Source organism: Mesorhizobium sp. Root157 (assembly GCF_001427385.1).
Taxonomy (GTDB): Bacteria; Pseudomonadota; Alphaproteobacteria; order Rhizobiales; family Rhizobiaceae; genus Mesorhizobium.
In genome coordinates, this window is record NZ_LMGJ01000012.1 from 348,142 (window position 1) to 360,621 (window position 12,480).

Annotated in this window: 13 protein-coding genes; 8 read left to right on the forward strand and 5 right to left on the reverse strand. The window is 61.8% G+C overall.

Annotation, left to right across the window (positions count from 1 at the left end):
- Nucleotides 1–5 precede the first annotated feature (5 nt).
- The 7 genes from ASD64_RS09680 to rnhA all read left to right on the forward strand — a co-directional run bounded on the left by ASD64_RS09680 (nt 6) and on the right by rnhA (nt 5,348).
- On the forward strand, nt 6–632 hold the full coding sequence (locus ASD64_RS09680; protein ID WP_056104239.1) for a cytochrome c oxidase assembly protein: 627 nt from the start codon (nt 6–8) through the stop codon (nt 630–632).
- A 1-nt stretch (nt 633) separates the two neighbouring features.
- Entirely contained in the window at nt 634–1,512 is an 879-nt protein-coding gene (locus ASD64_RS09685) for a cytochrome c oxidase subunit 3 (protein WP_056104241.1), read from the forward strand.
- Between the two features lie 85 nt (nt 1,513–1,597).
- The gene (locus tag ASD64_RS09690; RefSeq protein WP_056104244.1) at nt 1,598–1,984 is read left to right on the forward strand and encodes a DUF983 domain-containing protein; all 387 of its coding nucleotides are present in this window, start codon (nt 1,598–1,600) and stop codon (nt 1,982–1,984) included.
- Nucleotides 1,981–2,742, forward strand: coding sequence for an SURF1 family protein (locus ASD64_RS09695; RefSeq protein ID WP_056104246.1), 762 nt, complete (start codon nt 1,981–1,983; stop codon nt 2,740–2,742). Before ASD64_RS09690 ends, ASD64_RS09695 begins: the two co-directional genes overlap by 4 nt.
- A 61-nt stretch (nt 2,743–2,803) precedes the next feature.
- A complete protein-coding gene (gene ispH / locus ASD64_RS09700; RefSeq protein ID WP_056104250.1) occupies nt 2,804–3,838 on the forward strand; it encodes a 4-hydroxy-3-methylbut-2-enyl diphosphate reductase in 1,035 nt (344 codons plus the stop codon).
- A gap of 3 nt (nt 3,839–3,841) precedes the next feature.
- The gene (locus ASD64_RS09705; protein WP_056104253.1) at nt 3,842–4,807 is read left to right on the forward strand and encodes a homoserine kinase; all 966 of its coding nucleotides are present in this window, start codon (nt 3,842–3,844) and stop codon (nt 4,805–4,807) included.
- Nucleotide 4,808: 1 nt separating this feature from the next.
- The gene (rnhA, locus tag ASD64_RS09710) at nt 4,809–5,348 is read left to right on the forward strand and encodes a ribonuclease HI (RefSeq protein WP_056104256.1); all 540 of its coding nucleotides are present in this window, start codon (nt 4,809–4,811) and stop codon (nt 5,346–5,348) included.
- 33 nt (nt 5,349–5,381) lie between these two features.
- On the opposite strand, the gene ASD64_RS09715 is transcribed toward rnhA, so the two are convergent.
- Both ASD64_RS09715 and ASD64_RS09720 read right to left on the reverse strand, forming a co-directional pair.
- The gene (locus ASD64_RS09715; RefSeq protein WP_056104258.1) at nt 5,382–5,870 is read right to left on the reverse strand and encodes a peroxiredoxin; all 489 of its coding nucleotides are present in this window, start codon (nt 5,868–5,870) and stop codon (nt 5,382–5,384) included.
- 90 nt (nt 5,871–5,960) lie between these two features.
- Nucleotides 5,961–6,749 (reverse strand): protein-disulfide reductase DsbD domain-containing protein, encoded by a 789-nt coding sequence (locus ASD64_RS09720; RefSeq protein WP_244480750.1) that lies wholly within the window; start codon nt 6,747–6,749, stop codon nt 5,961–5,963.
- A gap of 178 nt (nt 6,750–6,927) precedes the next feature.
- Here ASD64_RS09720 and ASD64_RS09725 point away from each other — a divergent pair, with 178 nt between their 5' ends.
- Entirely contained in the window at nt 6,928–7,536 is a 609-nt protein-coding gene (locus ASD64_RS09725) for a YqgE/AlgH family protein (protein ID WP_056104262.1), read from the forward strand.
- 40 nt (nt 7,537–7,576) lie between these two features.
- Here the strand turns inward: ASD64_RS09725 and ASD64_RS09730 are convergent, their stop codons facing one another.
- The 3 genes from ASD64_RS09730 to ASD64_RS09740 all read right to left on the reverse strand — a co-directional run bounded on the left by ASD64_RS09730 (nt 7,577) and on the right by ASD64_RS09740 (nt 12,477).
- Nucleotides 7,577–10,465: an EAL domain-containing protein gene (locus ASD64_RS09730; RefSeq protein ID WP_056104265.1), complete on the reverse strand. Its 2,889-nt coding sequence runs from the start codon at nt 10,463–10,465 to the stop codon at nt 7,577–7,579.
- Nucleotides 10,466–10,468: 3 nt separating this feature from the next.
- Nucleotides 10,469–11,065 (reverse strand): GNAT family N-acetyltransferase, encoded by a 597-nt coding sequence (locus ASD64_RS09735; RefSeq protein ID WP_056104269.1) that lies wholly within the window; start codon nt 11,063–11,065, stop codon nt 10,469–10,471.
- Nucleotides 11,066–11,187: 122 nt separating this feature from the next.
- On the reverse strand, nt 11,188–12,477 hold the full coding sequence (locus ASD64_RS09740) for a M16 family metallopeptidase (RefSeq protein ID WP_056104273.1): 1,290 nt from the start codon (nt 12,475–12,477) through the stop codon (nt 11,188–11,190).
- Nucleotides 12,478–12,480 lie beyond the last annotated feature (3 nt).

The window sequence follows — 12,480 nt, forward strand, 5'->3', positions numbered from 1 at the left end:
AGGCGATGAACGCAGCACCAGACATGGATAGGGCAAGGCAGAAGAGCAATCGCGCCGTTGCGGCCGTTTGCTTGGCCTTCTTCGTCGGGATGGTCGGCATGGCGTATGCCGCGGTGCCGCTCTATACGCTGTTTTGCCAGGTGACCGGTTACGGCGGCACCACGCAGCGCGTGACGCAGTATGCCGACCGGGTGCTCGATCGCGACATCACCATTCGCTTCGACGCCAACACCGCCGGAATTCCGTGGAAGTTCGAGCCGGTGGTGCGCTCGGTGACGATCAAGATCGGCGAGACGACGCAGGCGCACTACACGGCCACCAACGTGGCGAGCCAGCCGGTTACAGGGCGGGCGACCTTCAACGTCACGCCCGATCTCGCCGGCGCCTATTTCAACAAGGTGGAATGCTTCTGCTTCACCGACACCACGTTGAAGCCGGGCGAAACTATGGATATGCCGGTCGTGTTCTATGTCGATCCCGACATCGTCGATGTGCCGGAACTGAAGGATATCAAGACGATCACGCTGTCCTATACGATGTTCCCGATAGAGGGAGACAAGCCGGTAGCCGCAGCGCCGGTCGAGGAAAGCGGCAAGACAATTCCGAACACCGAAGGGAATCTCGGGGGCTGACATGGCAGACGCGCACGCAAAACCGCAACACGACTACCACATCATCGATCCCAGTCCGTGGCCGTTTATCGGCTCGGTCGGCGCGCTGGTCATGGCCATCGGCGGCGTTGGCTGGATGCAATACCTCAAGGGCAACGAGTTCCACCTCTTCGGTGTGAATTTGGCGACTCCATGGATTTTCGCCATCGGCGTGCTCATCGTTCTCTACACAATGTTCGCCTGGTGGTCGGACACCATCAAGGAAGCACACGAGGGCCACCACACCCGCGTCGTGTCGCTGCACCTGCGCTACGGCATGATCATGTTCATCGCCTCGGAGGTGATGTTCTTTGTTGCCTGGTTCTGGGCCTTCTTCGATGCCAGCCTGTTCCCGAATGAAGCGCACCAGTATGCACGCGCCGAGTTCACCGGCGGCGTGTGGCCGCCAAAGGGCATCGAGGTGCTCGACCCCTTCCATCTGCCGCTCTACAACACCATCATCCTGCTGCTCTCCGGCACGACGGTGACGTGGGCGCATCACGCGCTGATCCATGGTGACCGCAAGGGCCTGATCAACGGACTGGCGCTGACGGTCGGCCTTGGCATCCTTTTCAGCTTCGTGCAGGCTTACGAGTACATTCATGCTCCGTTCGCTTTCAAGGACTCGATCTACGGCGCGACCTTCTTCATGGCGACCGGCTTCCATGGTTTCCACGTTCTGATCGGCACCATCTTCTTGACGGTCTGCCTGATCCGCGCCATCCGCGGCGACTTTACGCCCAAGCAGCATTTCGGCTTCGAGGCTGCTGCCTGGTACTGGCATTTCGTCGACGTGGTGTGGTTGTTCCTTTTTGCCTCGATCTACGTCTGGGCCTCTTCCGGAGCGGTCATCGCTCACTGACCGGAAACAGGAATGCGACATCAAGGCGGCTGCGGCAACGTGGCCGCCTTATCTTTTGGAGCGGCTTGCTGGTAGTGTGACGCCGATGAATGAGGACAAGGCCATCTGGCCACCCATCGCTCCGGTTCAGGCCGGCCTTGCCGGCAGATGCCCACGCTGCGGGGAAGGGCGTCTGTTTTGCGGCTTCCTTACCGTCGGTAAGGGGTGCGGCAATTGCGGCCTGGATTATTCGTATGCGGACGCTGGCGACGGCCCGGCCGTTTTCGTCATTCTCATCATCGGTTTCATAGTGGTCGGGCTAGCCCTGTGGACGGAAGTTTCCTTCAACCCGCCGCTATGGCTGCATTTCGTGCTTTGGGTTCCGCTGGTGCTGATCCTGTGCCTGACCGCGCTGAGGCTGATCAAGGGCGTGCTTTTGACCCTGCAATACCGCAACAAGGCTGCCGAGGGCAGGTTGGACGAGGGCCAATGACAAGCTCTTCCGGGTCGGTTGGCGCGCCATCGCGGCGCCGCACCTTGATTGCAGCCGTACTTGGCTTGGCTGGTATCGCCGTTCTTCTGGCGCTGGGTACCTGGCAGGTGCAGCGACTGCACTGGAAAGAAGCCATTCTCCAGACCATCGACCAGCGCATGCATGCAGCACCTTTGCCGCTGGCAGAGGTCGAGACGAAGTTCGCCGCCGATGGCGACGTCGACTATATGCCGGTCACGGCGACGGGAACGTTCGTGCACGAAGCGGAGCGACACTTCTTCGCCACTTGGCAAGGCCAGTCGGGCTTCGATGTGTTTACGCCGCTCAAATTGGATGATGGCAGCTTCGTCTTCGTCAATCGCGGCTTTGTTCCTTATGAAATGAAGGACCCGGCCAAGCGTCCCGAGGGGCAGGTCGCGGGCATCGTGACTGTGACAGGCCTCGGCCGCAATCCGCTCACTGGAAAGCCGTCGGGAATGGTGCCGGACAATGATCCGGCCAAGAACATCTTCTACTGGAAGGACCGCGACGCCATGGCTGCGAGCGCCGGCCTGGCTTCCGGCTACCGCTTGGTGCCGTTCTTTATCGATGCCGACGCGACGCCCAACTCTGGCGGCTTGCCGGTAGGTGGCGTTACCCTTGTCGACCTGCCCAACAACCATCTGCAATACGTCATCACCTGGTATGGCTTGGCGGCGGCCCTTGCCGGGGTTCTGCTCATCTCGTTGCGACGCCCGAAAAGGCCGGGACGACCCTAGCCGACCTTGACAGGACGGGGATGCCCGTCCCATGTCGGGCCTCACACGAGATGCGGAATTCATGCAGCAGACGAGACTGGCCAACACCGAAGTGACCGAGACCAAGCCACCGCTGACGATCAGGCTTTGCCAGCCGCGCGGCTTCTGCGCCGGTGTCGACAGAGCCATCCAGATCGTCGTGCTTGCCTTGAAGAAATATGGTGCGCCGGTGTATGTGCGCCATGAGATCGTGCACAACCGCTATGTTGTCGAGGGGCTTCAAAACCTTGGCGCGGTCTTCATCGAAGAACTTTCCGAGATACCTGACGATCACCGCCACTGCCCCGTGGTGTTCTCCGCCCACGGTGTGCCGAAGTCTGTTCCCGCTGATGCCGTGGCGCGCAATCTCTTCTATCTCGACGCCACCTGTCCGCTGGTTTCGAAGGTCCACAAGCAGGCCATGCGCCACCAGCGCCTTGGCCGCCACGTGCTGTTGATCGGTCATGCTGGGCATCCGGAGGTGATCGGCACCATGGGGCAGTTGCCGGAAGGCGCGGTGACGCTGATCGAAACCGAGGGCGATGCGCGAAGCTTCACGCCGGCCGATCCGCTGGCGCTGGGCTTTGTGACCCAGACCACGCTGTCGGTCGAGGACACGGCGCACATCATAGAAGCGTTGCAGGAACGCTTTCCCGCCATGCAGGCGGCGGCGGCGGAATCGATCTGCTACGCCACAACCAACCGCCAGGAAGCCGTGAAGGAAACGGCACCGGGCGCTGATCTCTATTTGGTCGTGGGAGCACCCAATTCATCGAATTCGCGCCGGCTGGTCGAAGTGGCGGAGCGCGCCGGCGCGCGCATGTCACTGCTGGTCCAGCGCGCGACCGACATTCCATGGCAGGAGGTCGGGGACATTACGACGCTGGGTCTTTCGGCTGGCGCATCGGCGCCGGAAATCATCGTCGACGAGATCATCGACGCCTTCCGGGCGCGTTTCGATGTCTCGGTGGAACTGGCGGTTACGGCGACGGAGACGGAGGATTTCCCGGTGATGCGCGTTCTGCGCGATGTCGAATTGACCAAAGCCGACATGGCATTCGTCAACGGGACGCGCTAGCCGATGGCGGTCTACACCGATATTTCCGAAATCGAGTTGGCGGCATTTCTCGCCAATTACGACATCGGCGAATTGCTTTCCTACAAGGGCATCGCAGAGGGGGTCGAGAACTCGAACTTCCTGCTCCATGCATCGAGTGCGCCCTATATCCTGACGCTCTATGAAAAGCGGGTCGACCGCAATGACCTGCCGTTCTTCCTCGGCCTGATGCGGCATCTGTCCGACAAGGGCATCCGCTGCCCGCTGCCGGTCAAGCGCAATGACGGCGAGACTATCGGCGAACTGGCCGGGCGGCCGGCGGCTATCGTCACCTTCCTTGAAGGGATGTGGATGCGGCGGCCGACCGTCGAGCACTGCAGTGAAGTCGGTGCGGCACTGGCCGCGATGCATCTGGCCGGCCAGGACTTCGCGCTCCGGCGCAAGAACGGCCTCACCGTCGATGACTGGCGGCCCTTGTGGGAACGGGCGCGCGATCGCGCCGATGAAGTCGAGTCAGGGCTGGAGGCGGAAGTCGAGGCCGATCTCGCCGAGTTGGAAGCCAACTGGCCGTCCAGCCTGCCGACCGGCGTGATCCATGCCGATCTTTTCCCCGACAACGTCTTTTTTCTCGGCAAGAAACTGTCCGGCCTGATCGATTTCTATTTCGCCTGCACCGACCTTCTGGCTTATGACGTTGCCGTTTGTCTCAATGCATGGTGTTTCGAAAAGGACAATTCCTTCAATCTCACCAAGGGCATGGCGCTGCTTGGCGGCTACACCGCAGTCCGGCCTCTGTCGAAAGAGGAAGTGGAAGCGCTGCCCATGCTGGCGCGAGGCTCGGCGATGCGTTTCATGCTGACCAGGCTTTATGATTGGCTCAACACGCCCGCGGGAAGCTTGGTGGTGAAGAAGGATCCGCTGGAATATCTGCGCCGCATGCGCTTTCACCGCCGCATCGCCTCGGCGGCCGAATATGGATTGAGGGTGTAGCGTGAAGAACGTCGAGATATTCACCGACGGAGCTTGCTCCGGCAATCCGGGGCCTGGCGGCTGGGGTGCAATCCTGCGCTTCAACGGGGCGACGCGCGAATTGTCCGGCGGCGAAGCGCTGACCACCAACAACCGCATGGAATTGATGGCGGCGATTTCGGCACTGGATGCGCTGAAGGAACCTTGCGTCGTCGATCTGCATACGGATTCGAGCTACGTCAAGGACGGCATTTCCAGCTGGATCGAGGGCTGGAAGCGTCGCGGCTGGAAGACCGCCGACAACAAGCCGGTGAAGAATGTCGAGCTTTGGCAGGCGCTTGACGAGGCGCGCAAGCGCCACAAGGTCGCCTGGCACTGGGTGAAGGGACATGCCGGCCACCCCGAGAATGAGCGTGCCGACGAACTTGCCCGCACCGGCATGGCCCCATTCAAGAAAGGGCCGGTGAAGAAACCGGCGGAGACCGTGAAGGCGCTGAAGCCGAGCAGCAACGGTGCCGAGCCGGCTTCAAGGAAGCCTCGGCGTTCACCGCAAAGCTATTGATCGGCCCCCGCCCGCTACCGGTGGGTCTCGCCTTCACAACTGTTCGAGGACCTTTGCCGCGCCGGCCTCCACGGCCTGCCCTGCCACGCTCTCGATGTTCAAGGTCGTGACGGTGCCGTCATCGACGATCATCGAGAAGCGTTTTGAACGCAGTCCCATGCCGCCGCCGGAAAAATCCGCATCGAGACCGACCGATTTGACGAACTGGCCATTGCCGTCGGCAAGATAGACGATCTTGCCCTCTCCGCCGGTGAACCGTGCCCAAGCGCCCATGACGTGATGATCGTTCACAGCCACGACGGCGATCGTGTCCACGCCGCGCGCGAGTAGCGCATCGTGGTTCTCAAGATAGCCGGGAAGATGGTTGTTGCTGCATGTCGGTGTGAAGGCGCCGGGAACGCCGAACAGCACGACTTTCTTGCCGGCAAATATCTCCGCCGTCGTCAGGCTTTTGGCGCCCTCCTCGGTCATCGTCTTGAAAGTCGCTTCGGGCAGTTTCTCGCCAACGGAAATCGTCGTCATTACAGTCCTCATTCTTTCGAAAATTCAGGGAGAGGCGGCTCGGCGCATGTGACCTAGCCCAGCACAAGCCGGGCTGCAATCTTCGGGCTTTCACGGATAGGGCAACACCCCGGAGACGGCTTCACCGGCATTCGTCAGGGTGTAGAACAGCCCGTCGCCGCTTGGCGCCTCGGACGGGCGGTCGAGGATCGGCACCGTGAAGATGGTCTTGCCGGCCTCGGTGCTTTTGACCGGAGTGCCGAACATATAGCCCTGTTCACCGGCAACGAAGAAATCCGACGAGGCGGCATTACCGGGAACGGTAGCAGCCACGATCATTGTTTCCTCGTCGCCGGGCAGGGGGGTAATACCGAACTCGGGCCGGGCAGCGCCGGGCAATCCAGCCAGAGCCGCCATGATCACCGCAGCGTCGGCCCGGTCGTCGGAGCCGATGTCGGGATCGATGCTGAATCTGGCCTGCAGGGGGATACAGATCGTTTCGCAGATGCCGATCAGGACATCGGCTTCGATCCTGACGGGTTCGTCAGGGGAGCCGATGGTGAAGGCAATCGGCAAGGCGACAGGGTGGTCGTAGCCTGCCCATTTGCTGTAGCCGTCGTCGTGGCGTTGCGGGGCGGGGTAGGCCAGCACGGCTGTGGTGACATTGCTGCTGCGGGCCACGTCGATATGAGGCGGCACGCCGCTGTCGCCGGGGTCGCGCCAATAGGTTTTCCAGCCGGGCCTGAGTGCGATCTCCAGCACGCCTTGCAGCTTGCCTTGGGCGTCCGGCTTTCCGGTGGTGACGATGCGCACCTTGCCGCCTTCGCTGTCATGCCATTCGGATGATGACGCTTCTGCAGAGGCTGCAGCGGCCCCAAGGGCCAGGGCGGCGGACGCCATTATGATCACGCTTCGCATGAGAGCTGAAGTGAGTGTTACCCGACGGGAAGGCAACCGGTCTTGACGCGTCGCCGGCATCATATTTGCGTTACCATATGTGCGCTTCCAGGCTTCAAATAGTTTCGCCCTGACTTTGGCGCATCTTTCATAGAACAAGGAAACGCGCTACCCTTTGGATATGGATTTGTTGCGCGACAAGAGCAAGGCTGCCGAGGGCGGCTTCCTTGACGACCAGTTCCTCATCGCCATGCCCGGCATGAAGGACAACAGGTTTGCGCGCTCGGTTATCTATGTCTGTGCCCACAGCGACGAGGGCGCGATGGGGCTGATCATCAACCAGACCCAGCAGATGCTGTTTCCCGACCTGTTGGTGCAGCTTGGCATCATGGACGAGCAGGAGGCGATCCGATTGCCGGCGCCGGCACGCGATTTCGTGGTCCGCAATGGCGGGCCGGTGGACCGCAGCCGCGGCTTCGTGCTGCATTCTGGCGACTACCGTGTCGAGTCCTCCCTCAACGTGTCGGATGAGGTTTGCCTGACCGCCACGGTGGACATCCTGCGCGCCATTTCCACCGGTCGCGGGCCGCGCCGGGCGCTGATGGCGCTTGGCTATTCGGGCTGGGGCGCCGGTCAGTTGGAGAGCGAAATTGCCCAGAACGGCTGGCTGACCTGCCCGGCGACGCCGGAACTGCTGTTCGATCCCGACATCGACAGCAAATACGATCGTATCCTGGCTGCCATCGGCATCGACATCGCGCATCTGAGCTCCGCCGCCGGCCACGCCTGAACGGCACTCCTGCGACGCGTGCGGCAGTAGAACGTTCCCGTTACGCCTGAGCGAGCGGATACTGCTCTTTCAGCATCTTCAGCACCTGGTCGCCGGCCACCGGCGCCCCGAACATGAAGCTCTGAACGTATTCGCAGCCGATCTGGCGCAATTCCAGTGCATCGCTTTGATCGGAAACGCCTTCCGCCACGACCGACAAGCCAAGTTCGTGCGCCATGTTGACCATCGACTTGATGAGCATGGCGCGCTTTGGCGTGGTGTCGTCGACGAAGCTCTTGTCGATCTTGATGGTGTCGAAGGGAAAGCGCGTCAGGTAGGACAAAGATGAATAGCCGGTGCCGAAATCGTCCAGCGACAGGCCGATGCCGAGGCGTTTCAGCTTGTTCAGCACATGCACCGCCTGTTCGGGATTGTCCATCACCAGGGATTCGGTGAGTTCCAGCCTGAAGCAGCGCGCCTTGAGGTTGGCCCGGGCGATGACCGAGCGCACGTCGCTGACCAGATCGCGGCGGATGAGTTGCCGGCTGGACAGGTTGACGGAGACCGAGAGCGGCGCGTCGCTGATCTGTTTTTGCCACGAGGCCAGGTCCTCGGCGGCGCGCTGCATCGCGAACAGGCCAAGCTGGACGATGAGGCCGCAATTTTCAGCGACGGGGATGAAGTCGGCCGGCGGGATCATGCCACGACGCGGATGGTCCCAGCGCAGCAATGCCTCGAAGCCGGCTATGCTGTTGTCTTCCAGCCGCACGATCGGCTGATAGGCGAGCGTGAATTCGCGCCGCTCGATCGCGCGCCTGAGATCGGACTCGAACTGCAGCTTGTCGGTACCGACGGTACGGAAGGCGGGGCGGAAGGGTTCGATCCTGTCGCCGCCGAAGCGCTTGGCCTGGTGAAGGGCGAGCTCGGCGTCCTTGACCATGTCTTCTGCCGAAGTCTGGTCCGAGGTCCAGGTGATGAGGCCCATCGAGGCGGTCAGCACGATCTCGCGCTTGGCGAAGGTGATCGGTGCGCTGATGGCGTGCTTGATGGCTTCGGCCACCGCTGCGATGCGGGCCGGGTCTTGCTCGGACAACAGCATCAGCGCAAACTGGTCGCCAGCGAAGCGGGAAAGCGAATCCTTCGGCTTGAGCAAGCGGTGCAGGCGTCGTGCGATGGTGAGCAGGATGGTGTCGCCGGCCGAGATGCCGAGCCCGTCATTGACCTGCTTGAAACGGTCGATGTCGATGACGAATACTGTCGGGCGAACCTTTTCCTCGGTTCGCGCGATCGAGATCACCGCGTCGAGCCGGTTCATGAACAATTCGCGGTTGGGCAGGCCGGTCAGATTGTCATGCACCGCATCGTGCAGGAGCCGCTCCTCGGCCTTCTTCTGTTCGGTCACGTCGACCATCGTGCCGACGCAACGGATGACCTCGCCGTCCGAACCGATCACCGGGCGGGCGCGTAGCGCGAACCAGTGATAATGGCCGTCGGCGCCGCGCAGGCGGAAGTTCTGGGCGACACGGCCGCGCCGATGTTCAAGCACGATATCCAGCGTGGTGCGGAAGGTGTCGCGGTCGTCGGCATGCAGAACCGGCAGCCAGTTGCGGGCCGGGCCGCCGAGACTGTTGGGGGCGAGACCCAGTTGCAGGCTGACGTCGGGGCGTGTCACGACGCGGTCGCGCAGCACATCCCAGTCCCACACGATATCGCCCGAGCCGATCACGGCCAGCGCCTGGCGTTCGATATCGGAGAAAAGCCCCTGATGCAGCGCGCCGCCGGAAAACGCATGCTGCATGACGGTGAAGCCGATAAGCAGGATGATGAGGATCAGGCCGCCGCCAAGCGCCGGCTGGACGATATCGTTGTCCAGCAAGCCGTTCACCGCCATCCACGATCCGGCAAGCCACAACAGGACCATGACCCAGCTTGGAACAAGCATGATCGCCCGGTCGTAGCCGCGAATGCCGAGCATGATGATGAGGCCGACGCCGATCACCGCCGTTGCCGCGAACGACAGGCGCGCGATGCCGGCGGCCACAGCCGGATCGATGATGGCGATGCCGGCGATCAGCCCCAGGCCAAGCACCCACACCAATGCGCCATAACTGAAATGGCCGTGCCATCGGTTGAGGTTGAGATAGGCGAACAGGAACACCACGAAGGTTGCGGCAAGCCCGACCTCGGTGCCCGCTCGCCACAATTGCTCGTTGCCGGGCGACATCTCGATGATCTTGCTGAGGAAGCCGAAATCGACGCAAATATAGGCGAGGACCGCCCATGACAGGGCTGCCGTCGCTGGGAACATCGAGGTGCCCTTGACTACGAACAAGATGGTCAAGAACAGCGCCAGCAGGCCGGCGATGCCGATGACGATGCCGCGATAGAGCGTGTAGGAGTTGACGGAATCCTTGTAGGCTTCCGGCTCCCAAAGATAGACCTGCGGCAGCTTCGGCGACGCGAGATCGGCCACAAAGGTGACGACTGCGCCGGGGTTCAACGTGATTCTGAACACGTCGGCGTCCGGGCTTGCCTGGCGGTCGAGCGCGAAGCCTTCGCTGGGCGTGATGGCGGCGATGCGCGTCGAGCCGAGGTCGGGCCAGAACAGCCCGGAATTGACCAGGCGGAAATGCGGCGCAACGATCAGCCTGTCGATCTGCTGGTCGGTCGTGTTGGCCAGCGCAAACACCGCCCAGTCGCCGGTGGAGCGATTGTCGTTGGCTTCCACCTCGATGCGCCGCACGATGCCGTCAGGGCCGGGAGCCGTCGAAACCTGGAAGTTCTCGCCCTGATTGCGATAGATTTCGACCGCTCCGGAAAGATCCAGCGCCACGTCGTCGCGAGCGATCTTGATCGGCTCGATCGCATAGGTGGAACTTACCGAGCAAACGGTGACCAGAGCCGCGAGAAAGAATGCGAGCAGCGACCTGATTCGCGGAAATATCGTCAAAAATCAGCCCTTTGTTCGCGTGCCCGGCAGATCGTCCACGATCCGGGCGTAAAGATAGTGGTCTTGCCAGGAGCCATTGATCCTGAGGTAGGATCGTAACAGTCCTTCGCGCTGGAATCCGGCTTTTTCAAGCACGCGGATCGAGCGGGCGTTGTCGGGGATACAGGCAGCTTCGATCCGGTGCAACTTTAGCGTATCGAAAGCGAAACGCACCAGTACATTCAGCGCATCCGTCATCAGGCCGCGCCCGGCGTAACGCTCGCCCATCCAGTAGCCGATATGGGCGCTTTGGCAAACACCGTGGCGAATGTTGCCCAGCGTTATGCCCCCAACCAGCTTGCCGCTGGCCTTTTCCACAATGAAGAGCGCGATGGCGCTGCCTTGCGCGTAATCCTCGCGGTAGCGGCCGATCCTGTGACGCCACGCGGTGCGATCCAGTTCGTCCGGCATCCAGCGCGGTTCCCAGCGTTCGAGAAAGGCGCGGCTTGAGCCGCGCAAGGCGGCCCATTCCCGATAATCGTTGGCCAGCGGAAAACGCAGGGTTATTTTTTCGCCCTTCAGGGCCGGCAGGTCGCGGCGAAAGAAAGGAAGCGCGAACACAATGGTTTACACCAGCGGGGTTACACGAGGGGGCGCCCTTGCGGACGCTCAACTGGCGATTTGGCTTCGTGCTTCAGCATCGGAATATCCCAGAACCCGTTCTCGCGTCGCGGTCCGACGCTTCATACGGCGAAGCGGCGTGCCGCCATTGCGTTGGGCATGACGTCGAGTATGGATTCATAAGGCGCCAGCGTTCCCACCGGACCGACGGCGGTGAGCGTCGGCTTGGTGGTGAAGAGCCGTGCCGACAGATCGGTGAGCCTGCCGATGGTCAGAGCTGAAAGGCGCTCCATCAACTCTTCCTTGGGAATGGGTCGACCGAACAGAAGAAGCTGGCGCGCGATTTGCGAAGCGCGGCTGGCCGGGCTTTCCGCCGACATGATGAGGCCGGCCCTGTACTGCGCCCGCGCACGGTCCAGTTCTTCCTGAAAAATCGCCTCGCCGGCCTTCTGCAATTCGTTAGCGATTACCGGCACCAGTTCGCCGATGTTGCTTTGGCCGGTCGCGGCGTGGACGCCGAAGATACCGGTGTCGGAAAAGCCCCAGTGGAAGGCATAAACGGAATAGCAAAGGCCGCGTTTCTCGCGCACCTCCTGGAACAGGCGAGACGACATGCCGCCGCCGAGGATCATCGACAGCACCTGCGAGGCATAGAAATCGCGCACATGGTAGGCGCGCCCTTCGAAGCCCAGCACGATCTGCGCGTCCATGAGGTCGCGGTCTTCACGGAAGTCGCCGCCGACATATTGGGCATACTGCGGTGTGACGCTTTCGGCGTGCGGGCGAAAGCCGCCGAGCTTGTCTTCCACCTGCCGCACGAAATCGTCGTGCTTGATGTCGCCGGCGGCGACCAGGACCATGCGGTCGGCGCCGTACTGGCGCTCCATGAAGTCGTGCAATTGCTTCGAGGTAAAGGATTGCACCGTTTCCGGCGTGCCGAGGATGGAGCGGCCAAGGGTCTGGTGACGGTAGGCCGTTTCGGTGAAACGGTCGAAGACGATGTCGTCGGGCGTATCGTGTGCTGCGCCGATCTCTTGCAGGATGACGTGCTGTTCGCGCGCCAGTTCATTCGGATCGAAAGTCGAATCCTGCAGGATGTCGGCAAGTATGTCCACTGCCAGCGGCACATCGTCGGTGAGCACTCTGGCGTAGAAGGACGTGGTTTCCACGCTGGTCGCTGCATTGATCTCGCCGCCGACGTCCTCGATATCGGAAGCGATCTGGAAAGCGGTTCGCTTGCCGGTACCCTTGAACGCCATGTGCTCAAGCAGATGAGCCATTCCGTGCTCGTCGTCACGCTCGTTACGGGCTCCGGATTTGACCCAGGCTCCTAAAGCGACGGATTCGATGCTTGGAAGGGTTTCGGTGGCGACTGTCAGGCCGTTCGACAGACGGCTTACCTCAACACCCATATA